The sequence below is a fragment of the Microbulbifer aggregans genome, assembly GCF_001750105.1.
Classification (GTDB): Bacteria; Pseudomonadota; Gammaproteobacteria; order Pseudomonadales; family Cellvibrionaceae; genus Microbulbifer; species Microbulbifer aggregans.
On the sequence record NZ_CP014143.1, the window covers coordinates 2,565,992 to 2,588,573 of the forward strand.

Consider the following 22,582-nt stretch of genomic DNA (forward strand, 5'->3'; position numbering starts at 1 on the left):
TTCGCCCGCAAAACGGTCATCAGCTTACTTCTTCAGGCTCGGGGATGGCGACACTCTGATGCCGCATTGCCTTGCGACGATCGCCGCGCTCTTTCAGGCAGCGTTCTGCAGAGGCGAAGGCTGCATTGACTGCGCGGTGAATGGACTCATCCTCGTTGGTAATGGTCAGGGGGCTGCCACTCAGTCCTAGCTCTACAGAGGCCTTGTACTGTTTGCCTTTGTGCTTGTGTTGATGAGGAGCCTCTAGTACCACCCGGCTACTGATGATGTCGCCACAATAACGTTCCAGCTTGTCGAGTTTTTTGGAGACGGTGTCTGCCAGGGCGGCTGACTTGTCGATGTCGCGGAACACGATGTTATCGTAAGGCGCAGATTTCATGGGCATTACCTCCGGTTAATAGAAACCTTGCAGGCCGCTGGTGCGGTTTGCTGTAAAAGGTAGGGCGCCCTTTAGGGAAGGTGACAACTGCATGTAAAGGCCGGAACACTGAGGTCGCAACGAGTGTTTGCTGACTGAGCAGCGATGGGTGTTTTACGCCCGGTCCGATCTTGTACTGAGTTCGTTAACTCTTTCCCTGTAACCCATAATGCTTTCGCGCAAAAAAAAATCAAGCGTTGGAATCGCAAAAATGTCACAAATTTTTCGTTGGCTTGTACGTTGCCTTTCATTGGGGGCAAACTGCATGTCAGGACATAGCCAGAAGTGTGAACCGCGTTGTGCTATCGGGTCATTGCTCGCGTGATGGTGACTGCGTAAAATTACACATTGATCGTGAGCAACTCTCTTTCTGGTTAAAAAGTGAGCGGGTTGCTTTTGTTCTATCTGACACGAAAAAACCAGGTAACAGGTTCTTTGATATGGCGGTATTGCGGTACAGCTCGTTGATTCTGGCGGGCCTTTTGGTAGTGGGGGCGCAGGCTGCTGTTGGGCAGAGCCAAGCCTCGCTGACAGCAGAAAAAAACAGGCTGGCTCGCATGGAGCAGTCCCAGGAGAACCGCCAGGTTGAAATCGAGGATATCGAGAACGAACTCCTCTCCTACGATTACAAGCTGGAGCGCGCCAAAGAGTCCCTCGACAAGGCCCGGCGCAAATACGAGGTCAGCCGGCGCGAACTCCAGCAGGCCAAACGTGATCACCAGCTGAATACCAGCAGCGACACAGAGCGCCAGCTGCGAAAGGCCGAGCATGGCTTTGCGATGGCTGAACGGGGCGTGGACAGCCGTACGCGTCGGGTGGAGTTCCTGCAGTCCAACTACGATGAGCTGAATGGGCAGCTTCAGGAGATCCGTGATGGTGTGACAGCCGGGGACCGCCGCATTGCGCAACAAAAAGAAAAGATCGAGAACCTCGTCGCAGCCTTACTGGCCAAGGCGGAGAAAGAACGGCGTGACGCCGCCGTAGCCAAGGCTGCTGCACCAGTGAGCAAGCCCGAGGTTCCGGCACCCTCGGTGGCAGAAGCCAGTTCCAGTATTGCGCAGGAATCTTCCGTTGAGGCGGAGGTCGAGCCGCTGCGAGAGGTGGATCCAGAGCTGCTCGACTATGTACGGCGGGAGCGCGAGCGGTTGGAAAAGCTGCTCGCCGATGGTGACGAGGGTAAGCATACTTTCCGCTATCTGGAGCTGAAGCCGACCCGGGGTGAGTCGATACCGTTCGAGTTTCTCGGGCACAACCAGTACCGGCTGGTAGCGCCGGTAGAGGCTGGACGTCAGACCTACGAAATCAATACCTGGAAGTTCCGCCGCACAATTCCTGCCGATGACGCAGGAGTCCCCTATGTATTTATCTTCGACGCCCGGCGCCTGTCCCGGCCGCGCCTGGTGATGTATCCGGAGTACGCACTGAAATCTGTCGAGGCGGATGCACGGTAATCCGGTCGACGCATTTGTGTGTCCAGAACGAGAAGGGCCCGCCACTGGCGGGCCCTTCTCGTTTGCGAATGTGGCTTTTCCGTTGAGTGAATTCGGTGAAGTTATCGACGGTTAGCCTGACTGTGCCGGCCCTGACAGCTCTGCTTCCAGCAGGGGGTGGTACTGGCTTCCCCCAGGGGTCATGCGGCTCTGGTAAAGCACGATGTTGTCGAGGTCGACAATGCGGTCCAGCATCACTGGGGGTAGGCGGGAAAAGCCCCTGCGGTTTCGCCCCAGGGTGAAATGAGGTCGATAGGCGGCGCTTTCCGGCTCCAGGTCCAGCTGTTTCATGAGTCCCCGGCAGCACTCGTGCAGCCTGTCCAGATCCGGGTTGGGTAACAGTTCGGCAGCGAGCAGGCGAGAGCGGCTCTTGGGGAACGGCTGGAGTGTGACCACCCGAGCCTGGCAAGCCTGGATGCGGTCGGCAATGTCCAGTATGCCCGCTTCCAGAGGCGGAATTAGCTCGGCGGGCGTTTCCCCCAGAAAGGCCAGTGTCAGGTGACGGTTTGCCTGGCTGGTCCAGCGCACATCCCGCTCGGCGCTCTGGCCGAGCTGTTGGCGGCAGTGGTTTACCAGGCTGTCGAGGAACAGCTGGGTGTCGGCGGTGGGGCGGATACCGATGAACAGTCTTGGATCGGCCAGGGCCTCTCTTTTTTGCTTGCTTCCCATTTTTATCCTTTTTTCACTTGCATGCCTTGAAAAGCAATTGCCCACCCTTATCTAGAAAGTGAGGGCGGCAGGCTCTGAAGAGGTGCCTCCCATCGAGCCCGGTCTACGGACGGGTAAATTATGAATATTGCTCTGAATTGAGGATATGACAATGCGTAACTTTGACTTTTCTCCCCTGTACCGTTCCGCCATCGGCTTTGATCGCATGGCAAGTCTGCTCAACACCATGAACAGCACTGAACAGAATCAACCTGCTTACCCGCCCTACAACATCGAGCTGACCGGTGAAGACAGCTACCGGATCACCATGGCGGTTGCAGGATTTGAGCAGTCTGAGCTCGATATTCAGGTGGAACAGAACCGACTGACGATCGCCGGTAAAAAACCCGAGGAATCAGAGCAGCGGAACTTTCTCCATCGTGGGATCGCTGCACGAAATTTCGAGCGCCGTTTCCAGCTGGCAGATCACGTGAAAGTGACCGATGCGCAGCTTGCCAATGGTTTACTGCACATTGAGCTGGTTCGTGAAATCCCCGAGGCCATGAAGCCGCGTAAAGTCGAAATCAGCCAGGGCAACCTGCTTCAGCACGGTAAGGCCGACGCGGAAAAAGCGGCGGCAGAATCCAAGGCTGATTCTGAAGCAGCCTGATTTGGCTCTGCATTGCCCTCTGTGCCGCCACCCGGCGGCACATTCCTATCACCGCGATCACTCCCGCGAGTATCTCCAGTGCGCACGTTGCGCACTGGTTTTCGTGCCTCCCGAATTCCACCTCTCGGCAGACAGGGAGCGGGCCTATTACGACCTGCACGAAAACGACCTCGCGGACGAGGGCTATCGCCGCTTCCTCAATCGCTGCGCGGAGCCGTTGCTAGATCGCCTTTCCGCGGGAGCGAAAGGGCTGGACTTCGGTTGCGGTCCGGCACCGCTCCTGGCGCGGCTGCTTGAAGAAGGCGGGCACAGCCTGCAGGTTTACGACCCTTTCTATGTCCCTGATACGTCGGTCTTGCAGCCCGATTGTAATTACGACTTCATCGTCACCACCGAAGTGGTTGAGCACATGTCCGCACCCGGTGTCGAGCTCGAGGCCCTCTGGCGTCTTCTGCGTCCAAATGGGCTGCTGGCAATCATGACCAAGCGGGTGATGTCTCCCGAGCGGTTCGTGGGCTGGCATTACACCCGTGACCCTACCCACATCTGTTTTTTCAGTGAAGAGACATTCCGCTGGCTGGCGGATCACCTCGAGGCCCGGTTGGAGCTGGCCGGCCCCGATGTGGCGTTTCTCTACAAATCAGGTGTTGACCCGAAATAACTTGGCGCGGACGGTGGTCCGGTACTCGCTCGGGGTAGTGGAGAGGAATTTCTTGAACAGGGCGGTGAAATGGCCCATGTCCTGGTAGCCCACTTTCTCGGCGATTTCATTTACCGACAAGTTGCTGGACTGCAGTAGCTCCCGTGCCATATCCACCCGCACATTCTGCAGGTACTGCAAGGGCGTCTGCCCTGTGGCCAGCTTGAAGCGTCGGTTAAACGAGCGCACGCTCATTTCAAACTGCTTGGCCACTTCGCTCAGGCGCACTTCCTCCGCACAGTGTTGCCGCAGCCAGGTTTGTGCCTCGACGATTTCTTCGTCCGGGTGCAGGTGCACCGCGCCCTCCGAATAGGCAATCTCCTCAAAGGGGCGGCGGATTTCATGGGAAAAGTTACGCTCCACATGACTCGCCACCGAGGGGCCGAATAGCTGGCGGATCAGGTAGACCGTAACGTCGGCCAGCGAGTTGACGCTGGCAGCGCAGAAGAGCTTGTCGGCCTGAGTGATGAAATACTGCCGCTTCAGTTTGATTTGCGGGTAGTCTCGACTAAACCGCTCGAAATAGTGCCAGTGCGTGGTGGCGGGCTTGCCATCGAGTAGTCCTGCTTCGGCCAGAAAACAGACACCGGTACCCACCGCGCAGATCGCGGCGCCTTTCTCGGCTTGTTGTTGCAGCCAGGCCAGCAGGGGCCCACTGCGCCGCAGGGCGGGGCGGGGGTTTCGCCACAGCGTGGGAAGGTAGATGATATCGCTGTCTGGCGCGTCGGCCAGAGCCACATCCGGCTGCAGCGGAAAGCCGGAGCGGGTGGATACGGCATTCCCATCCAGACTCGCCGTCACGAGCCGCAATGTCTCTTTCTGCCCCTCTACCCGTGCGCGGCTCTCGGCGCCCCGCAGCATCTCCAGGGGCAGCATGGTGCCAGTGGTCAGCATCTCGTCGATCAGGAAAAAAGTGACTGTTCGCATTACTTCTCCACCACTTGAGGCCCATTTGGCCAGATAATCAATTTTGCTGGCCAGTATGTCCATAACCCGGCCGAATCGCCACCCCCTAAACTGACTTCCGCTCAAATTTGGTCGAAATTTTGTCAGCTTTTGCTGGAGGTCAGGATGCAGCGCCTTCCCGTTATCACCGCTTTTGGTGGATTCAATCCCGCTGGACGCAGTTCCTTTCACCGTGGCTACAAGCGCCTGGTGCTGGACAAGCTCGGCGGTGCTGAGCGAGGAGATGTGCTGGCAGATCTGGCCTCTCTGATGGGCTTGCGCAGCGGCCCGGAAGCGGATTTGCCCCTCGATGAAGCCACAGAGCGTAAGGTGCTCGAATCCACTCTCGTCCGCGAGCTGGAAGCGCGCTTTTACGACTACCGCAAGTGCCATTTTCATCAGCCGGCCGATTTGACCAATGCGGGAGGCATGACGTTTGAAATGGCAGCCCGCCAGTTGCCGGATCCTATCCCTGCAGACTGGCAGGTTGAGTCACTCGGTGAAGGGCGTGTGCGCGTCCGCTGCAGCAACCTGTCGGTGATGCTCGATAGCTATCGGGAGATTGCGGTTGCCTCGGCCGGGCAGTTGCCCACCGGCTTCGAGCCGGGCGAGCGCTACAATTCCCGCTTCCATCCCCGCGGCCTGCAACTTGCAATCCTCGGTGCCTCTGATGCCGTGCAATCCATGGGACTTGATTGGGACAAGGTGGTCTCGAAGGTGGGGCCGGAAGCAGTCTCCGTATACGCCAGCTCGGCCATGAGCCAGCTCGATCCCTACGGTAACGGAGGGCTCCTGCAGTCGCGCCTTCGAGGTAACCGGGTCAGCTCGAAGCAGCTGGCGCTGGGCCTGACCAGCATGCCCGCTGACTTCGTCAATGCCTATGTCCTGGGTAGCGTCGGCACCACCGGTGCCGTCGCCGGGGCCTGCGCCACCTACCTGTATAACTTGCGTGCTGCGGTCGAGGATATTCGCAGCGGGCGGGCCAGGGTGGCGGTGGTCGGTGCGGCTGAAGCACCGCTGGTTCCGGAGGTGGTGGACGGTTATACCACCATGGGAGCCCTGGCCAGTATCGATGGCCTGCGCAAGCTGTTCCCCGGTGATATCGATTACCGGCGTGCCAGCAGGCCGTTTGGTGACAACTGCGGTTTCACCCTCGGCGAGGGTACCCAGTGGGCAATATTGATGGACGATGCACTGGCGCTGGAGCTGGGTGCGAACATTCACGGCGCGGTGGCGAATGTATTCGTGAACGCCGATGGGACCAAGAAATCCATTTCCGCTCCGGGGCCGGGTAATTACCTGACCGTTGCCCGGGCAATGTCGGAAACCCGTGCGATCCTCGGCGAGGAGAGCCTGCGCCAGAGGAGTTTCGTCCAGGCGCACGGTTCAAGCACGCCGCAGAATCGGGTGACCGAGTCGGCGATCTTTGATCGTCTTGCCGGTGCCTTTGGTATCGAGAGCTGGCCGGTGTGTGCGGTAAAGGCCTACCTGGGCCACACGGTGGCCGCTGCCAGCGGTGACCAGCTGATTACCAGTCTGGGTATTTTTGACAAGGGCATTCTGCCGGGAATCACTACCATCGAGCAGCTCGCTGACGATGTGCATCACGCGCACCTGGATATTGCTCTGGAGCATCGCGAGCGGGATCCGGAGTCCCTTGATGTGGCCTTCCTCAATTCGAAAGGCTTTGGTGGCAACAATGCCACCGCCAGTGTGTTTTCTCCCCACGTGGTGCGCCGGATGCTGGCAAAGCGTCACGGTGAGCGCGCGATGAGCAGCCATGCAGGTCTCAACGAGGGAGTTCGCGAGAGTGCCCTCGAGTACGACGCCAGGGTCAAGCGCGGTGACCTCAACGCCATCTACCGGTTTGGCGAGGGTCTCGTCAACGAGGACGAGATCCGGCTCTCGGACCAGCAAGTGGCGCTGCCCGGATATCCTGAGGTGACTTTGCCGGCGGACAACCCCTTCGACGACATGGTCTGAGCCTGCGAGCGGGGGCGTTCCCCGCCGCGGACACTTGGCGTAGACTGTAGGCTTCTCGGGATTGAGGGGTGATTATGGCGGGCAGGGATTCGCTACCGCAGCCTCCGGAGCAGAGCCCTGGCGATACCGGGGCTGGCGACGACGTCGGCGTGCGCCTGAAGGCAGTGCGCAAACTGTATGGCTGGTCTCAGCGTCAGCTGGCTGGCCGTGCCGGTGTCACCAATGCCACCATCTCTCTGATCGAGCAGGGGCGTGTCAGCCCCTCTGTCGGCTCCCTGAAAAAGGTGCTCGACGGAATTCCAATCTCCCTTTCCGACTTCTTTACCCTGCAGCTCGATGGCAATCCGCAGGTGTTTTTCCGTGCAAAAGAAATGCCCAGGGTGGGAGAGGGTTCTATTGAGCAACGCCTTCTGGCCCCCGACAACGAAGAGCCCAGCCTGTCGCTGCTGTACGAAACCTATCCCCCCGGATCGGATACCGGGCCCGAACTGCTCACTGGTGAAGGCGATGTGGGGGGAGTCGTCATTTCCGGGCGACTGGAAGTGACCGTTGCGGGTGAGTCGGCGGTGCTGGGTCCCGGGGATGGTTATTGTTTCAGCAGTTGCCGTCCGCATCGATTTCGTAATCCCGGCGAGGTCGATTGTGTGCTGGTGAGCGCCAAGTCTCATCCCATTGTCTGACCTTCCCTGGGAAAATCAGTATAAAAGGCAATGGGTGCGCCAAGCGGGTGATGGCCTTCGTCAGCTGCATGTAGACTGTTGCCGCGGTGCGTTGAGCGCCTTCCCCTTCCTGTGTGCGCTCAATAATTGAACTCAGGCGTGACCATCGCCATCTGATTTGTAAGAAATGGTATTCAAACAGACGTTTGAATCTGGCTATACTAGGGCTTTGCTGACCGCCAGAACCTATTTCGTCATTCCCTGATGAAATTATGTTCACTGGCGGTGAGCATCGGGTTATTCGCCGGGAGCGAATAGGCTGGTGATCCCGGCCAGAAGCAGCGCCACCAGACGGGATCTGTCGAGGCAGTATCCGGGATCTCGCCGCGAACAGGTGAGGTCAGTGGTGAATAAAACTCCGACCCCGGGCATTTCCTGCCCAGAGCAAAAGAGGTCATTCAATGTTATTTAGTGGCAAAGCGCTATCGGTGCAGATGCTGGACAGTGGCATCGCCGAACTCAACTTCGATCTGAAGGATGAGTCAGTCAATAAATTCAACCGACTCACCGTTTCCGAATTTTCCCAGGCGCTGGATGCGATCGAGGCCGCAGACGGTGTAAAAGGTGTGCTGCTTACCAGTGGCAAGGGCGTCTTTATTGTCGGCGCCGACATCACCGAGTTTGGCGACGCTTTCTCCGCCGGCCCGGAGGGCGTGGCGGACCTGATGAACAAGAACAACGAGAATATCAACCGTCTCGAAGATCTGCCGGTTCCAAGCGTTGTCGCCATCAATGGTTACGCGCTCGGCGGTGGTTTCGAAGTCTGCCTGGGCTGCGATTACCGTGTCATGGGTGACAAGGCCAAGGTCGGGTTGCCGGAAGTGAAGCTGGGCCTGATTCCGGGCTGGGGCGGCACCGTGCGCCTGCCGCGTATTTGTGGTGTCGACGTGGCTGCCGAGTGGATTGCTGCGGGCAAGGAACAGAAGCCGGATGCTGCACTGACCGCACACGCTGTTGATGCGGTTGTTGCCAATGACAACCTGAAAGAAGCTGCCCTGAGCCTACTGCAGCGCGCCATTGATGGTGAGCTGGATTTCAAGGCGCGTCGCGAGATCAAGAAGTCACCAATCCCGCTGAATGATACCGAAGCGCTGATGGCTTTCTTCACCACCAAAGCTTTTGTCGGCGCACAGGCCGGGCGCAATTATCCGTCGCCGGTCAAGGCGGTAGAGTCCATTGAGCAAGGCTACAAAGTGGGCCGCGACGAGGCCCTGAAAATCGAGCAGCAGAAGTTCATCGAGTGCGCCCAGACTGACACTGCCGAGTCCCTGGTCGGCCTGTTCCTGAACGACCAGAAAATTGGCAAGGTTGCCAAGACCTGGGAGAAGAAAGCCGACAAGAAAATCGAGCGTGCCGCGGTTCTGGGAGCGGGCATCATGGGTGGCGGAATCGCCTACCAGTCTGCCTACAAGGGCACGCCCATCAAGATGAAAGATATCGACCAGAAGGGCATCGATCTCGGTCTTAAGGAGGCCGGCAAGCTGCTGTCCAAAATGGTCGAGCGTGGACGCATGACGCCGGAAAAGATGGCCGAGGTGCTGAATCGCATTGAGCCGACCCTGAGCTATGACGGTTTCGATAATATCGACGTGATTGTTGAGGCCGTGGTCGAGAACAAAAAGGTTAAGCACGCGGTGTTGACCGAAGTGGAAGACAAGGTAACCGAGGACACCATCATTGCCTCGAACACTTCCACGATTTCCATCGACTCTCTGGCGGAGCCGCTGAAGCGCCCGGAAAACTTCCTCGGAATGCACTTCTTCAACCCGGTGCACAAGATGCCGTTGGTAGAGGTTATTCGTGGAGAGAAAACTTCCGACAACGCCGTGGCCCGTGTCGTTGCCTATGCGAACAAAATGGGCAAGAAAGCCATCGTTGTGCGCGACTGCCCCGGATTCCTGGTAAATCGGGTTCTGTTCCCGTATTTCGCCGGCTTCTCGATGCTGGTGCGGGACGGTGCTGACTTCCAGGAAATCGACAAGGTGATGGAGCGCTGGGGCTGGCCGATGGGTCCGGCCTACCTGATGGACGTGGTCGGTATCGACACCGGTGTTCACGCCGAAAAAGTCATGGCGGAAGGTTTCCCGGAGCGTATGGGTAAATCCTTCAAGGCCGCTTCCGATGTCATGTATGAAGCGGAGCGCTATGGCCAGAAGAACGGCAAAGGCTTCTACAACTACGAGGAAGACAAGAAGGGCAAACCGAAAAAGGTTGCCACAGAGGAGTCTTACGAATTGCTCAAGCCGCATGTGGCTGAGCGTCGGGAGTTCGACAAGGATGAAATCATTGAGCGCATGATGGTGCCGATGGCTACTGAGCTGGCCCGCTGCCTGGAAGAGGGCATCGTGGATTCCCCGGCTGAGGCGGACATGGCCTTGATCTACGGCATTGGCTTCCCTCCATTCCGCGGTGGCATCTTTGCCTGGCTGGACAAGATCGGTATGGATGCATTCGTGAAAATGGCGGACAAGTACGCGGAGCTGGGTGAGCTGTACAAGCCCACTGAGCAGATGCGCAAGATGGCTGCCGAGGGCAAAACCTACTATTAACCGAGTCTTCACCCCCTCCAGCCCATAGGCGGGCTCGGGTGGGTGGAAATTTGCGGGAGGGGCTGAGCCCTTACCGCTCCCGCGGCTGCGGCCGCGCTGGCACATCCTGTGCCGGGCCGACCCGAATACAAAGCGGGCCGGTGGCGACTAGCAAGGAGAATTTTGATGAGTTTGAATCCCAGAGACGCCGTTATTGTCGATTACGCCCGCACGGCCATGGGGCGCTCCAAAAACGGTGTGTACCGTCATGTCCGCGCCGACGATATGTCCGCAGAGCTGCTGAAAAAATTCCTGCAGCGCAACGAGAAACTGGATCCGGCCGAAATCGACGACCTGATCTGGGGCTGTGTGATGCAGCGGGATGAGCAGGGCTTCAACGTGGCCCGCTTTATTCTGCTGCGCGCGGGGCTGCCCCACACCATCCCCGCCCAGACGGTAAACCGCCTGTGCGGATCCTCCATGTCCTCCCTGCACACTGCGGCAGCCAACATCCGTGCCGGTGTCGGAGATGTCTACGTAGTGGGCGGTGTCGAGCACATGGGGCACCTCAACATGATGGAGCATGTGAGCCCCAATCCGATGCTGGGTCGACACATGGCCAAAGCCGCGGGTTCCATGGGGATGACTGCCGAGTACCTGGCGATGATGCACGGCATCCAGCGCCAGCAGATGGACGAGTTTGGTGCGCGCTCCCACCAGCGTGCCGCTGCGGCCACCAAGGAAGGCAAGTTCAACAGGGAAATCATCGCCATTGAAGGGCATGATGATAATGGTGTGCCTTTCCTGGTTGAAACGGATCAGACTATCCGCCCTGACACCACCGTCGAGGGCCTGGCACAGCTGAAGCCTGCGTTCGATCCCAAGCACGGCCAGGTGACAGCCGGTACTTCCTCCCAGATCACCGATGGCGCCTCCGTAATGCTGGTGATGTCGGCGGAGCGGGCCAAGGCGCTGGGTCTGGAACCTATCGCCAAGGTGCGCGAGATGGCGCTGGCAGGCGTGGACCCGTCCATCATGGGATACGGCCCTGTGCCCTCCACCCAGAAGGCGCTGAAGAGTGCTGGTCTCACGATCGAGGATATCGACAAGGTCGAACTCAACGAGGCCTTCGCGGCCCAGGCCCTGCCGGTACTCAAGGATCTGAACCTGCTGGACGAGATGGACAAGAAAGTGAACCTTTACGGTGGCGCCATCGCGCTTGGCCACCCCTTCGGCTGCTCCGGTGTGCGTATTACTGGCACACTGCTTTCCGTCATGCAGAACGAAGGCGGTAACCTGGGCGTATCCACCATGTGTATTGGTCTCGGCCAGGGTATCACCACTATCGTCGAGCGCGTCTAATCTGGCGTGACCGGGGCAGGGAGCTGCTCCGGTAGTACGATAGCTGCTGAGAGGGCGCCTGCGGGCGCCCTCTTTGGTTGTCGGCCAGTGCCGGCACAGCCAAGGTTGCCGGGCAACTTGTTGAAGCACCCCGGCGGCTGTGGCACAATCTGCAGCCCTCGTCGCCGGGACCTGGTGTTTGTGCGGTAAATTGCAGAAATATCAATGAGTTAGCGCCGAGGTACAGGTTTGGGGACGTGGTGGAATTGGTAGACACGCCAGATTTAGGTTCTGGTGCCGCAAGGTGTGGGAGTTCAAGTCTCCCCGTCCCCACCAACTTAAGGAATTGAGCAGCCCGTGTTGCCCGCCGTGAACGGTGAGGTGCGGGCTGTTTGTATTTGGTGGTAGCTGGTTTCTTGCGAAGGGGTCATATACTCCCGGCTGAGTGGCGGCCTATGGCCGCATCGGCAACCGAATACATGCGTTGGCGCTCCGGCGCAGTCAGAGCGGCGCGGCAGATCGCGCCGTGACGTGAATAAGAGAAAGTCTCACGAGGATCAACATGCAGGTTTCCATCGAAACAACTTCCGGCCTGGAGCGTCGCCTTACGGTTAACTTGCCGGCGGAAGTCGTCGATCAAGAAGTAGATAAGCGTCTCCAGCAGGCTGCCAAGAACGTGCGCCTGAACGGTTTCCGTAAGGGCAAGGTGCCCATGAAGGTTGTTCGCCAGCGTTTTGGTGCTGGTGTGCGCCAGGAAGTCCTGGGTGAGGTAATGAGCCGTTCCTTCTACGAAGCCGTGCAGAAAGAGCAGGTCAAGCCTGCCGGTCAGCCGAGCATCGAAGCCAAGGAAACCGCTCCGGGCAAGAACCTGGAATACGTTGCCACCTTCGAGGTTTACCCGGAAGTCGAGCTGGTAGAGCTGAGCAGCATCGAAGTCGAGCGCCCGGTAGCAGAAGTAACTGACAAAGACGTCGATAACATGATCGATGTTCTGCGCAAGCAGCAGTCCGACTGGAAAGAAACCAAGCGCAAAGCCCAGAAGGGCGACCGCGTGACCATCGATTTCGTCGGTCGCGTTGACGGTGAAGAATTTGAAGGCGGCAAGGCCGAAGGCCAGCAGCTGGTTCTGGGCTCCGGTCAGATGATCCCGGGCTTCGAGGACGGCATTCTGGGCATGAAGCCGGGTGAGGAGCAGGACATTCAGGTGACCTTCCCTGAGGACTATCAGGCGGAAAACCTGAAAGGCAAAGAAGCCACCTTTACCATCAAGGTGAAGTCTTCCGAGAAGCCTGAGCTGCCGGCGCTGGACGAAGAGTTCTTCAAGGCCTACGGCGTTGAAGAGGGCGGTGAAGAGAAGTTCCGCGAGGAAGTGCGCAACAACATGGAGCGCGAGCTGAAGAATGCGGCTCTGAACAAGGTCAAGACTCAGGTCATGGACCAGCTGTTCGAGAAGCACGAAGTTGAGATTCCCGCGGCTCTGGTAGCCGGTGAAGTCCAGACTCTCCGCGGCCAGATGGTTCAGCAGTTCGGTGGTCAGATTAAGGCCGAAGACGCCGCTAAGATGCTGCCTGACGCGATGTTCGAAGATCAGGCCAAGCGTCGCGTAGTGCTCGGTCTCGTGGTTGGTGAGATCGTCAAGCAGAACAAGCTGGATGTCGATGCCGACCGCGTCAAGGCGAAAGTCGAAGAGCTGGCCTCCACCTACCAGCAGCCGGAAGAAGTGGTTGAGTATTACTACAGCAACCGCGAGCTGCTCTCCGGTGTCGAGTCTGTGGTCCTCGAAGACCAGGTTGTTGACTTCGTACTCGACAGTGCGAAGGTCAAAGAGGTCAAGAGCTCCTACGACGACGTAATCAAGCCGCAGCAGCAGGGCTGATGCGTTGATTATCGGCGGCTGCACCCTCGCAGTCGCCGATACCTTTCCCTCCTCCCCAGGCCGGCTGGCTTTCTCGCCTTCGACCGGTTAAGCTCAGAAAGTCCAAATTTTAGGTCCCGATCTATCAGATCCGGGGGCTCTCGCCTGATACGCCACAAAAGGAATCTACGGTATTTATGGCACGTTTTGATAATCCTCTGGCCTTCGATCCTCAAGCTACCGGCCTGGTGCCGATGGTGGTTGAACAGACTGCGCGCGGTGAACGCTCTTTCGATATTTACTCGCGTCTGCTGAAGGAGCGCGTCATTTTTCTCGTCGGGCAGGTTGAGGACCATATGGCTAACCTGGTCGTTGCTCAGCTGCTGTTTCTCGAAGCTGAGAATCCCGACAAGGATATCCATCTCTACATCAATTCCCCGGGCGGCTCGGTTACTGCGGGTATGTCAATCTACGACACCATGCAGTTCATCAAGCCGAATGTCAGCACCATGTGTATCGGGCAGGCGTGCAGCATGGGTGCTTTCCTGCTGGCAGCCGGTGCGGAGGGCAAGCGCTATGCGACGCCGAATTCGCGGGTAATGATTCACCAGCCGAGTGGTGGGGCCCAGGGCCAGGCGAGTGATATCCATATCCAGGCCCAGGAGATCCTGAAGATCCGCAAGCGCCTGAACGAGCTGATGGCACACCATACCGGTCGTGACATGAGTGACATCGAGCGCGATACAGAGCGTGATCACTTCCTGAGTGCTGATGAAGCGAAAGAGTACGGCCTGGTCGATGACGTGCTGACCCGTCGCCAGGTACTAGAAAAGTAAGATATTTAAGATCGATTGACCGGTCAGGCGCGCCATGGAGGATGAATTTCCTCGTCCTTGGCGCGCCTATGCTGTCCTTCAGTATCCGCCGTTACAAAGGGCTTGAAAAACCCGCCAAAAGACAGCATCTTGCTAGAGAAGACTAAAGGGCAGCCGGTTGACGGCAGGCCAGAGACCACGGAGTAGATTGATGACCGACCAGAACAGCGGAGAAGACAACGGTAAGCTGCTGTACTGTTCCTTCTGTGGCAAAAGCCAGCAGGAAGTACGCAAGCTGATTGCCGGCCCGTCCGTGTTTATCTGTGACGAGTGTGTCGAGCTTTGCACCGATATTATCCGCGAAGAGGTTCAGGAATCTTCCGAGGGTCAGGAGGGTCGTCTCCCTACGCCGAAGGAAATTACCGAGATTCTGGACCAGTACGTCATCGGCCAGGAGCGTGCCAAGCGCGTTTTGGCAGTTGCGGTGTACAACCACTATAAGCGCCTGCGCACCAAAGCTGGTGTGAAGAGCAAGGATGAGGTGGAGCTGAGCAAGTCCAACATCCTGCTGGTAGGTCCTACCGGTAGTGGTAAGACTCTGTTGGCTGAGACCCTGGCGCGGCTGCTCAACGTCCCCTTTACTATCGCCGATGCGACCACCCTGACCGAGGCCGGGTATGTCGGTGAGGACGTGGAAAACATCATCCAGAAACTCCTGCAGAAGTGTGACTATGACGTCGACAAGGCGCAGCAGGGCATCGTGTACATCGATGAAATCGACAAGATTTCGCGCAAGTCTGACAACCCGTCCATCACCCGTGACGTATCTGGTGAGGGTGTGCAGCAGGCACTGCTGAAACTGATCGAAGGCACTGTTGCCTCTGTTCCTCCGCAGGGTGGGCGCAAGCATCCCCAGCAGGAATTCCTGCAGGTAGATACCTCTAACATCCTGTTTATCTGTGGCGGTGCCTTTGCCGGCCTGGATAAAGTTATTCGCGACCGCTCTGAGAAGGGTGGCATCGGTTTCAGTGCCGAAGTGAAGTCCAAGGACGGCAACAGCAACTTTGGCGAGATCCTCCTTGATCTGGAGCCCGAAGATCTGGTGCGTTACGGCCTGATTCCCGAGTTTGTCGGCCGACTCCCGGTCACCGCGACTCTGGAAGAGTTGGATCGCGAGGCACTGGTGCAGATTCTGACCGAGCCCAAGAACGCGCTGACCAAGCAGTACGCCAAGCTGTTTGAGATGGAAGGGGTGGAGCTGGACTTCCGTCCGGACGCTCTGGATGCGGTAGCGACGAAAGCCATGGAGCGCAAGACTGGTGCTCGCGGGCTGCGTTCCATCATGGAGTCCGTATTGCTGGAAACCATGTACGACATCCCCTCTATGGACAACGTGGCCAAGGTGGTGATCGACGAAGCGGTCATCAAGGGCGAGTCGGCGCCATTGCTGGTTTACTCCAGCAACGAGGCGCCTCAGCAGAAGGCGGCGCCGGAGGAATAAGTCTCTCGCTGTCCTGTTTCGAGGGCGGTGCCCAAGACGCACCGTCTCGAAGCTGCTCACCGGAAAGCCCCTGTCAGGGGCTTTTTTTATGCCCCGTTTCAATCCGATCTCGCGACCTGCCAGTACTACCCGTTAGGGTGTCATGGCTGCGATGCCCCGTCAGAAACAGTAAATTTCTTTGTCGGCAGCCAATTGCGCTTAGATTAGACTTGTATTCCAGCAGCCACCCCCCATCTTGGACTTGTAGAAGTGGTGGCCATGGCGGGTGAAACAAATCTCCGTCACCCAAAATACCGCGCCACAGTACCCCAGTGATCGGGCCGAGAGGAGTTCTATGGATCAGCAATCCGACACCAAACAAGAGTATCCGCTGCTGCCGCTGCGCGATGTGGTTGTTTACCCGCACATGGTTATCCCGCTGTTTGTCGGCAGGGAAAAGTCCATCGATGCGCTTGAAGAGGCGATGCGTGACGACAAGCAGGTGCTGCTGGTGGCCCAGCGCCAGGCATCAGAGGATGATCCGGGCAAGGACGATATCTATCGTGTGGGTACTGTTGCCAGCGTCTTGCAGCTCCTGAAGCTGCCCGACGGCACTGTGAAGGTACTCGTAGAGGGCAGCCGCCGGGTAAAAGTGCTCGACGTCATCGAAGGGGAAGGGCATTACCGCGCCACTGTGGAAGAAATGGAGAGTGAGGAGTTGCCCGAGGCGGAAGCCGAGGCACTGGTGCGCTCTGCGATGTCACAGTTTGAGCAGTATGTCTCTGTGAGCAAGAAAGTGCCGAATGAGGTAATCACTTCTCTGTCCGGGATCGATGAACCCGGTCGGCTCGCCGACACCATCGCCGCCCATATGTCGCTCGAGCTGCCTCAAAAGCAGGAGCTTCTCGAGACTGTGAGCGTCAAGGAGCGTCTCGAACAGCTGCTGGGCCTGATGGATTCCGAGATTGACCTGATCCAGGTGGAAAAGCGGATTCGCGGCCGGGTCAAGAAGCAGATGGAAAAGAGCCAGCGCGAGTACTATCTGAATGAGCAGATGAAGGCCATTCAGAAAGAGCTGGGCGATATTTCAGAAGAGCCAAATGAAGTTGAGGAGCTCGAGAAGAAAATTGCCGAATCGGGCATGTCTGCCGAAGCGGAGAAGAAAACCCGCGCGGAACTGGCCAAACTGAAAATGATGTCACCAATGTCCGCCGAAGCGTCGGTGCTGCGCAGTTACATCGACTGGATGCTGAGCGTACCGTGGAAAAAAGCCAGCCGAGTACGCCATGACCTGAAAAAAGCGGAAGAGATCCTCGAGAAAGACCACTATGGCCTCGAGGAGGTAAAAGAGCGAATTCTCGAATATCTCGCCGTGCAGAAGCGAGTCAAGAGGGTGAAAGGCCCGATCCTGTGTCTGGTTGGCCCGCCCGGGGTCGGTAAAACATCCCTGGGGCAGTCAATCGCGCGAGCCACCAATCGCAAATACGTGCGTATGGCGCTGGGTGGTGTTCGCGATGAGGCTGAAATCAGAGGCCACCGTCGGACCTATATTGGCTCGCTGCCGGGTAAACTGATTCAGAAAATCTCCAAGGTCGGGGTCAAGAACCCCCTGTTCCTCCTCGACGAGGTGGACAAGATGGGTATGGATCACCGCGGTGATCCGGCGTCGGCCCTGCTGGAGGTGCTGGACCCCGAGCAGAACAAGAGTTTCAACGATCACTATCTGGAAGTGGATTACGATCTTTCCGATGTGATGTTCGTCTGCACTTCCAACTCGATGAATATCCCGGGTCCGCTGCTGGATCGGATGGAAGTGATTCGGATCCCGGGTTATACCGAGGATGAAAAGTTGAACATTGCCCAGCGTTACCTGGTGCCAAAACAGCGCAAGGCAAACGGACTCAAGGACGATGAGCTGGTGCTGAAGGACGAAACTGTCCGCGATATCGTCCGCTTCTACACCCGTGAGGCGGGTGTCCGTGGACTGGATCGTGAAATCGCCAAGATCTGCCGAAAGGTGGTTACCGAACATGTGCGCGATGCCACCAGCCGCAAGGCGGTCATCGAGCCCGGCCAGTTGGAGGATCTCCTCGGGGTACGTAAGTTTGATTTCGGTCGCGCTGAAGAAGACAACAAGATCGGCCAGGTTACCGGTCTTGCCTGGACCGAGGTCGGCGGCGAACTACTCACGATTGAATCCTCTGCGGTGCCCGGCAAGGGCAGGGTGATCAAGACCGGTTCTCTCGGTGACGTGATGCAGGAGTCCATTCAGGCCGCTCTGACGGTCGTCCGTGCGCGCTCTCAGGTGTTGGGTATTGCGCCGGACTTTAACGAGACGCGGGATATCCATATCCACGTACCGGAGGGCGCTACGCCGAAGGATGGTCCCTCTGCAGGTATCGCCATGTGTACGGCGCTGGCCTCGGTACTGACCAATATCCCGGTTCGGGCCGATGTGGCGATGACCGGTGAAATCACCCTCCGCGGTGAAGTGCTGCGTATCGGCGGCTTGAAGGAGAAGCTCCTGGCCGCCCATCGAGGCGGTATCAAGACGGTGCTGATCCCGGCGGACAATGAGAGGGATCTGCGGGATATTCCGGAAAATATCCAGCAGGATCTTGTCATCAAGCCGGTCAAGTGGATCGATCAGGTGCTCGAGTACGCGCTGGAGCACAAGCCGCAGTCGCTGTCTGACGAGGAGTACTCGGCGCTGCAGAAGAAGGCCGAGGAGCGATCGCAGCGATCTGTGCACACTCATTGACCTGTCAGGGCCACCCAAGGGGTGGCCCTTTTGGTGCAAAGATCAAAAAATAATCTGAGCCTGCCCCAAGGTTGCTGTAAAAACGTCCAACTGCCCTGAAACCCCCGTCGTTCCTTGACCCGCTATCGGGCAGTTGGTATAAAACGTGGCTTATTGGCCGGCGCCAAAATCGCCGGTGACCCAAGACTCGAACGCACAGGTGTCCAAGGCGGGCGCCAAAACATACCTAGAAAAGAACAGAGGGATTAAGCGTGAATAAGTCCGAACTGATTGAAGCGATTGCCGAATCTGCAGATATTCCGAAAGCAGCTGCCGGCCGCGCACTGGACGCTATGGTAGAAAGCATCACTGACGCCCTGAAAAAAGGCGATCAGGTTGCTCTGGTAGGTTTCGGTACCTTTGCTGTTAAAGAGCGCGCTGCCCGTACTGGCCGCAACCCGCGCACCGGCGACCCGATCGAAATCGCCGCCGCCAAGATTCCTAATTTCAAGGCCGGCAAAGCCCTGAAAGACGCGGTAAATTAAGAAGCCTTAACCCCTAGCAGTTAAAGCTTCAAGGAGGCGTATCGATTGGATGCGCCTTTTTTGTTTCTGATTAGAGTTAAATTCGGAGCTGAGCATGCTTCAGTCCATGCGAGACAACCTCAAAGGCACAGCGGCCATTATCGTTGCGGCTTTTTTTGGTTTCATTATGGTGATAGGCGGTATTGATTTCTTCACCGGTGCCAGTGGTGGCTCCGCTGATGCGGTGGCTGAAGTCAACGGGGAAAAGATCTCCAACCTGGATTTGCAGCGGGCTATCCAGAATCGTCGTGCCATGATCATGAACCAGTACGGTGAAAACGTACCTGCGGACCTTCTGAGCGATGAACAGCTTCGCGGGCCAGTACTGCAGCAGCTGGTTAACAGCGCTGTAATGCAGCAAGCAGCTAAAGATAGCGGTATGGCAATGAGCACTGCCGCGGTGGATCGTGAGATCGTGCAGATTCCGGGCTTTCAGGTAAACGGTCAGTTCGATCCGCAGACATTCCGTATGTGGCTGGGGCAAAACCGTTTCACTCCGGCGGGTTTCCGTCAGGTGATGGAGCGTGATCTGGTTCTGCAGCAATATGCCGATGCAGTGACAGAAAGTGCTTTCACCACCCGCGCCAATGCCGAGGAAATCGTCGCGATTTCAATGGAAGAGCGGGACTTTGATTACGCTGTGCTGCCGGTGGAGCCTCTGCTTTCCGAGGTGCAGGTTTCAGAGGAAGAAATTCAGCAGTACTACGATGCAAACCAAAATGCGTTTGCTCGCCCCGAGCAGGTGGCCATCGAGTACATCGAGCTGAAGCCCGAGATGTTCGCGGCCAGTATCGATATTGCCGATCAGGATGTGCGCGCTCAGTACGAACAGGAAGTAAAAGGCTTCGCGGCCAGTGAGCGCCGGCGCGCCGCACATATTCTTCTCGAGGAGCCGACCGAGGAAGTGATCGAGGAGATCCGCTCCAAGCTGGCTGAAGGTGAAGATTTTGCCGAGCTGGCCAAGAGTTACTCCGCCGACTTTGGTTCTCGTGACGAGGGTGGCGATCTGGGCTTCTCCTCCGGTGACGTCTTCCCGGAGGCTTTCGAAGAAGCGTTGGCGGGTCTCGAGGTCGGGCAGGTATCAGAGCCGGTAGAGACTGACAGCGGTACACACTTTATCAAACTCCTCGAAGTAGCTGGTGCCGAGCCGCCGAGTTTCGAAGAGCGTGAAGCGGCCATTCGCCAGCAGCTGCAGAATGCAGAAGCCGAGCGTGAATTTGTGGGAGCACTGTCCCGGCTGGCAGATCTGGCATACAACGCCGAGAGTCTCGCCGGGCCGGCTGAAGAGCTCGGTGTGAAAGTAGAGACCTCAGAGCTGTTTGATCGGCAGGGTGGGGCTGGCATCACGGCCAACAGCCAGGTGATCGATGCGGCTTTTGCGCCGGAAGTGATGCTGGATGGAAATACTTCTGACGTGCTCAACCTGAGCAATGACCATGCCGTCGTTCTCAGGGTGACAGAGCACAAGGCCGAGGGTACTTATCCGCTGGCTGAGGTCCGCGAGCAAATTGCACAGCGGCTCAAGCGTGACAAGGCAAGTGCTCAACTGGCGGAAGAGGCTGAATCACTGAAGCAGGCGCTCGAGGGTGCTGCCGACTTTGCCGCTCTGGCAGAGGAGAAGGGGCTGACTCTGGAGAAGAGCGATGGCACCCGTCGCGGTGGTATGGGCCAGCGAGGTGAGATTGTCGAGCAGGCCTTTGCTCTGCCGGCTCCGCAGTCCAGCGGTGGCCTGGTAACCGCGTTTGCGACCGACAGCGGTGATCAGGTTGTTCTGGCGTTGCGTGAAGTTCGACCCGGCCAGCTGTCCCGTCAGAGCAAGGAGCAGCGGGAGGCGCTGATGCAGCAGCTGGGCTCCATGATGGGTACTTCTGAGCTGACCGCTGTTCAGCAGTATCTGAAGGGACAGGCGGACGTGGAGCTTACTCCCTGACGAAAATGGGCCGCCGCTAAAAGGCGGGGGCCCGTTTTCCAGATCTTTGCATCATCATTGCATGACAATGCAGTGCAGAGAGATAGGAATTACGGAATCAAAAAAGCCCGCTTGCGCGGGCTTTTTTGTTGATGGTGCGACAGTATCAGCCGCTTGCGGCGGAATTCACAAACAGCGTCAGGCGCTGGCCTGGTTGCAGGTAGGTGGACTTACTAAGTTTGTTCCAGCGGACAATGTCGTTGATTTCAATACTGAACTTGCGCGCAATGCGGTACAGGGAGTCTCCACTGCGCACCCGATAGGACAGCTTGCGGGTGGTGCGGCTGTTACTTTCTCCGGCACTGTAAGCGACCAGCTTGCGTCCGGGACGGAGGGTGTCGCCGGGGGCCATGCTGTTCCACTTGGCCAGGTCCCGAACGCCAACGTCCAGTGATCTCGCGATACCCCAGAGCGTATCGCCGGGGCGCACGGTATAGCTGGTCTTGCTGCCGCGGCCGGAAGATTGCTGGCGGCGGACACGCTCATCCAGGGCGTAGGCGTATTGTCCCGCGGGACCGGAAGCGCTCGGAATCAACAGTGTCTGACCGGCACGAATGTTATTGCCGCGCAGTTTGTTGGTTTCGCGAATGGCGGCCACGGTGGTTTCATAGCGGCGGGCGATCGTGGAGAGGGTGTCTCCGCGGGAGATCTTGTAGCGCTGCCAGCTGACACGTTGATCTAGCGGCAGATCGCTCAGGGCGGCGTGGAAAGTCTGCTCCTTGGTTCTCGGAATCAGGAGTTCATGCTTGCCGTTGGGGTCTGTCGCCCAGCGATTGAAGCCGGGGTTCAGAAGGTAGAGTTCTTCTACTTCGATGTCTGCCAGGTCGGCGGCTTGGGCCAGGTCGATCTGACTGCCGACATTTACTTTGGCGTAGTAGGGCTCATTGGCGACGTCGTGAAGGGGAACCCGATAGTAGTCGGGGCGGGACACCACCTCAGCCAGGGCCAGCAGTTGCGGCACGTAGCGCTGGGTTTCCCGCGGTAGTTTCAGGTCCCAGAAGGTAGTACCGAGGCCGCGGCGTTCATTCCTCTGCCTGGCGCGACGAACGGTGCCCTCGCCGGCGTTGTAGGCTGCCAGGACAAGCTCCCAGTCACCATCGAAACGCTCAGACAGATAGGAGAAGTAGGCGATCGCCGCATCTGTGGAGGCATCGACATCCCGGCGGCCGTCATACCACCAGTTCTGGTGCAGGCCGAAGGCCCGACCGGTGGCCGGGATAAACTGCCACATGCCGGAGGCGCGGGCATGGGAATAGGCGAAGGGGTCGTAAGCACTCTCTACGATCGGCAGCAAGGCCAGCTCGAGCGGTAGGTTCGCTTCTTCGAGCTTCTCCACGACATGGAAGATATAGCGCCGGGAACGCTCGGTCACCCGGGACATATAGCCTTCATTGCGGGAGAAGTAGGCGACGTAATCTTTGACCTTTGGGTCATCCAGTCGGCGCTCGAGATGGAACCCGCGGCGGAGTCGATCCCAAATATCGACCGGGGCCAGGGCGGCCTCCGGAGTGACGGATCCGGCCTTCTCCGTTTGCGGAGAGACTGAAACTTTTTTGTCGTGGTACAACTCGTCCTGCGGCGCAATGTTCTGTTTTTCAACTTGCGCGCAGGCCCCCACGGCCGCTGCCAGTACTGCAACGGCAAACTTTTTGTGAACCATGCTGGTGCCCGCGATGCGTTATAGCTTCGGATTTCTA

General features: G+C 58.0%; 17 protein-coding genes and 1 tRNA gene. 14 read left to right on the plus strand and 4 right to left on the minus strand.

Features of this window, described 5'->3' with window-relative positions:
* Nucleotides 1–19: 19 nt before the first annotated feature.
* Nucleotides 20–379: an HPF/RaiA family ribosome-associated protein gene (locus tag AUP74_RS11145; protein WP_069947630.1), complete on the minus strand. Its 360-nt coding sequence runs from the start codon at nt 377–379 to the stop codon at nt 20–22.
* Between the two features lie 596 nt (nt 380–975).
* Here AUP74_RS11145 and AUP74_RS11150 point away from each other — a divergent pair.
* Nucleotides 976–1,869, plus strand: a complete 894-nt coding sequence (locus AUP74_RS11150) for a hypothetical protein (protein ID WP_145924382.1) — start codon at nt 976–978, stop codon at nt 1,867–1,869.
* Between the two features lie 111 nt (nt 1,870–1,980).
* Here AUP74_RS11150 and thpR read toward each other — a convergent pair whose 3' ends face one another.
* Entirely contained in the window at nt 1,981–2,577 is a 597-nt protein-coding gene (thpR, locus tag AUP74_RS11155; protein WP_069947632.1) for an RNA 2',3'-cyclic phosphodiesterase, read from the minus strand.
* Between the two features lie 151 nt (nt 2,578–2,728).
* On the opposite strand from thpR, the gene AUP74_RS11160 reads away from it, so the two are divergent.
* Both AUP74_RS11160 and AUP74_RS11165 read left to right on the plus strand, forming a co-directional pair.
* Complete coding sequence (locus AUP74_RS11160; protein WP_069947633.1) at nt 2,729–3,226, plus strand: Hsp20 family protein; 498 nt, start codon at nt 2,729–2,731, stop codon at nt 3,224–3,226.
* A 1-nt stretch (nt 3,227) separates the two neighbouring features.
* Nucleotides 3,228–3,887, plus strand: a complete 660-nt coding sequence (locus AUP74_RS11165) for a class I SAM-dependent methyltransferase (RefSeq protein WP_226999770.1) — start codon at nt 3,228–3,230, stop codon at nt 3,885–3,887.
* Here the strand turns inward: AUP74_RS11165 and AUP74_RS11170 are convergent.
* On the minus strand, nt 3,867–4,853 hold the full coding sequence (locus tag AUP74_RS11170; RefSeq protein ID WP_069948849.1) for a GlxA family transcriptional regulator: 987 nt from the start codon (nt 4,851–4,853) through the stop codon (nt 3,867–3,869). The two genes, AUP74_RS11165 and AUP74_RS11170, sit on opposite strands and share 21 nt — an antisense overlap.
* Before the next feature lie 144 nt (nt 4,854–4,997).
* Here AUP74_RS11170 and AUP74_RS11175 point away from each other — a divergent pair, with 144 nt between their 5' ends.
* From AUP74_RS11175 to AUP74_RS11225, 11 genes are all read left to right on the plus strand, one after another.
* Nucleotides 4,998–6,854 carry a beta-ketoacyl synthase gene (locus tag AUP74_RS11175; protein WP_069947635.1) on the plus strand — a complete coding sequence of 619 codons (1,857 nt, stop codon included), beginning with the start codon at nt 4,998–5,000 and terminating at the stop codon, nt 6,852–6,854.
* Between the two features lie 74 nt (nt 6,855–6,928).
* On the plus strand, nt 6,929–7,534 hold the full coding sequence (locus AUP74_RS11180) for a cupin domain-containing protein (RefSeq protein WP_083260945.1): 606 nt from the start codon (nt 6,929–6,931) through the stop codon (nt 7,532–7,534).
* 440 nt (nt 7,535–7,974) lie between these two features.
* The gene (gene fadB, locus AUP74_RS11185) at nt 7,975–10,122 is read left to right on the plus strand and encodes a fatty acid oxidation complex subunit alpha FadB (protein ID WP_069947636.1); all 2,148 of its coding nucleotides are present in this window, start codon (nt 7,975–7,977) and stop codon (nt 10,120–10,122) included.
* 165 nt (nt 10,123–10,287) lie between these two features.
* Complete coding sequence (gene fadA, locus AUP74_RS11190) at nt 10,288–11,463, plus strand: acetyl-CoA C-acyltransferase FadA (protein ID WP_069947637.1); 1,176 nt, start codon at nt 10,288–10,290, stop codon at nt 11,461–11,463.
* A 230-nt stretch (nt 11,464–11,693) separates the two neighbouring features.
* Nucleotides 11,694–11,778: transfer RNA gene (locus AUP74_RS11195), tRNA-Leu, on the plus strand.
* A 226-nt stretch (nt 11,779–12,004) separates the two neighbouring features.
* Complete coding sequence (gene tig / locus AUP74_RS11200) at nt 12,005–13,318, plus strand: trigger factor (protein ID WP_069947638.1); 1,314 nt, start codon at nt 12,005–12,007, stop codon at nt 13,316–13,318.
* 176 nt (nt 13,319–13,494) lie between these two features.
* Entirely contained in the window at nt 13,495–14,133 is a 639-nt protein-coding gene (gene clpP / locus AUP74_RS11205; RefSeq protein ID WP_069947639.1) for an ATP-dependent Clp endopeptidase proteolytic subunit ClpP, read from the plus strand.
* A gap of 190 nt (nt 14,134–14,323) precedes the next feature.
* Nucleotides 14,324–15,613, plus strand: coding sequence for an ATP-dependent Clp protease ATP-binding subunit ClpX (gene clpX / locus AUP74_RS11210; RefSeq protein ID WP_069947640.1), 1,290 nt, complete (start codon nt 14,324–14,326; stop codon nt 15,611–15,613).
* A gap of 334 nt (nt 15,614–15,947) precedes the next feature.
* The gene (gene lon / locus AUP74_RS11215) at nt 15,948–18,353 is read left to right on the plus strand and encodes an endopeptidase La (protein WP_069947641.1); all 2,406 of its coding nucleotides are present in this window, start codon (nt 15,948–15,950) and stop codon (nt 18,351–18,353) included.
* Nucleotides 18,354–18,604: 251 nt separating this feature from the next.
* Entirely contained in the window at nt 18,605–18,877 is a 273-nt protein-coding gene (locus AUP74_RS11220) for an HU family DNA-binding protein (protein ID WP_069947642.1), read from the plus strand.
* 94 nt (nt 18,878–18,971) lie between these two features.
* Nucleotides 18,972–20,846 (plus strand): SurA N-terminal domain-containing protein, encoded by a 1,875-nt coding sequence (locus AUP74_RS11225; protein ID WP_069947643.1) that lies wholly within the window; start codon nt 18,972–18,974, stop codon nt 20,844–20,846.
* Between the two features lie 145 nt (nt 20,847–20,991).
* On the opposite strand, the gene AUP74_RS11230 is transcribed toward AUP74_RS11225, so the two are convergent.
* Nucleotides 20,992–22,545 (minus strand): LysM peptidoglycan-binding domain-containing protein, encoded by a 1,554-nt coding sequence (locus tag AUP74_RS11230; protein WP_069947644.1) that lies wholly within the window; start codon nt 22,543–22,545, stop codon nt 20,992–20,994.
* Nucleotides 22,546–22,582 lie beyond the last annotated feature (37 nt).

What these genes read in the sequence shown, in the direction of transcription:
- AUP74_RS11145 (WP_069947630.1), bottom strand. Translation starts at nt 379, where the DNA reads ATGAAATCTGCGCCTTACGATAACATCGTGTTCCGCGACATCGACAAG.
- AUP74_RS11150 (WP_145924382.1), top strand. Translation starts at nt 976, where the DNA reads ATGGAGCAGTCCCAGGAGAACCGCCAGGTTGAAATCGAGGATATCGAG.
- thpR (WP_069947632.1), bottom strand. Translation starts at nt 2,577, where the DNA reads ATGGGAAGCAAGCAAAAAAGAGAGGCCCTGGCCGATCCAAGACTGTTC.
- AUP74_RS11160 (WP_069947633.1), top strand. Translation starts at nt 2,729, where the DNA reads ATGCGTAACTTTGACTTTTCTCCCCTGTACCGTTCCGCCATCGGCTTT.
- AUP74_RS11170 (WP_069948849.1), bottom strand. Translation starts at nt 4,853, where the DNA reads ATGCGAACAGTCACTTTTTTCCTGATCGACGAGATGCTGACCACTGGC.
- AUP74_RS11175 (WP_069947635.1), top strand. Translation starts at nt 4,998, where the DNA reads ATGCAGCGCCTTCCCGTTATCACCGCTTTTGGTGGATTCAATCCCGCT.
- AUP74_RS11180 (WP_083260945.1), top strand. Translation starts at nt 6,929, where the DNA reads ATGGCGGGCAGGGATTCGCTACCGCAGCCTCCGGAGCAGAGCCCTGGC.
- fadB (WP_069947636.1), top strand. Translation starts at nt 7,975, where the DNA reads ATGTTATTTAGTGGCAAAGCGCTATCGGTGCAGATGCTGGACAGTGGC.
- fadA (WP_069947637.1), top strand. Translation starts at nt 10,288, where the DNA reads ATGAGTTTGAATCCCAGAGACGCCGTTATTGTCGATTACGCCCGCACG.
- tig (WP_069947638.1), top strand. Translation starts at nt 12,005, where the DNA reads ATGCAGGTTTCCATCGAAACAACTTCCGGCCTGGAGCGTCGCCTTACG.
- clpP (WP_069947639.1), top strand. Translation starts at nt 13,495, where the DNA reads ATGGCACGTTTTGATAATCCTCTGGCCTTCGATCCTCAAGCTACCGGC.
- clpX (WP_069947640.1), top strand. Translation starts at nt 14,324, where the DNA reads ATGACCGACCAGAACAGCGGAGAAGACAACGGTAAGCTGCTGTACTGT.
- lon (WP_069947641.1), top strand. Translation starts at nt 15,948, where the DNA reads ATGGATCAGCAATCCGACACCAAACAAGAGTATCCGCTGCTGCCGCTG.
- AUP74_RS11225 (WP_069947643.1), top strand. Translation starts at nt 18,972, where the DNA reads ATGCTTCAGTCCATGCGAGACAACCTCAAAGGCACAGCGGCCATTATC.
- AUP74_RS11230 (WP_069947644.1), bottom strand. Translation starts at nt 22,545, where the DNA reads ATGGTTCACAAAAAGTTTGCCGTTGCAGTACTGGCAGCGGCCGTGGGG.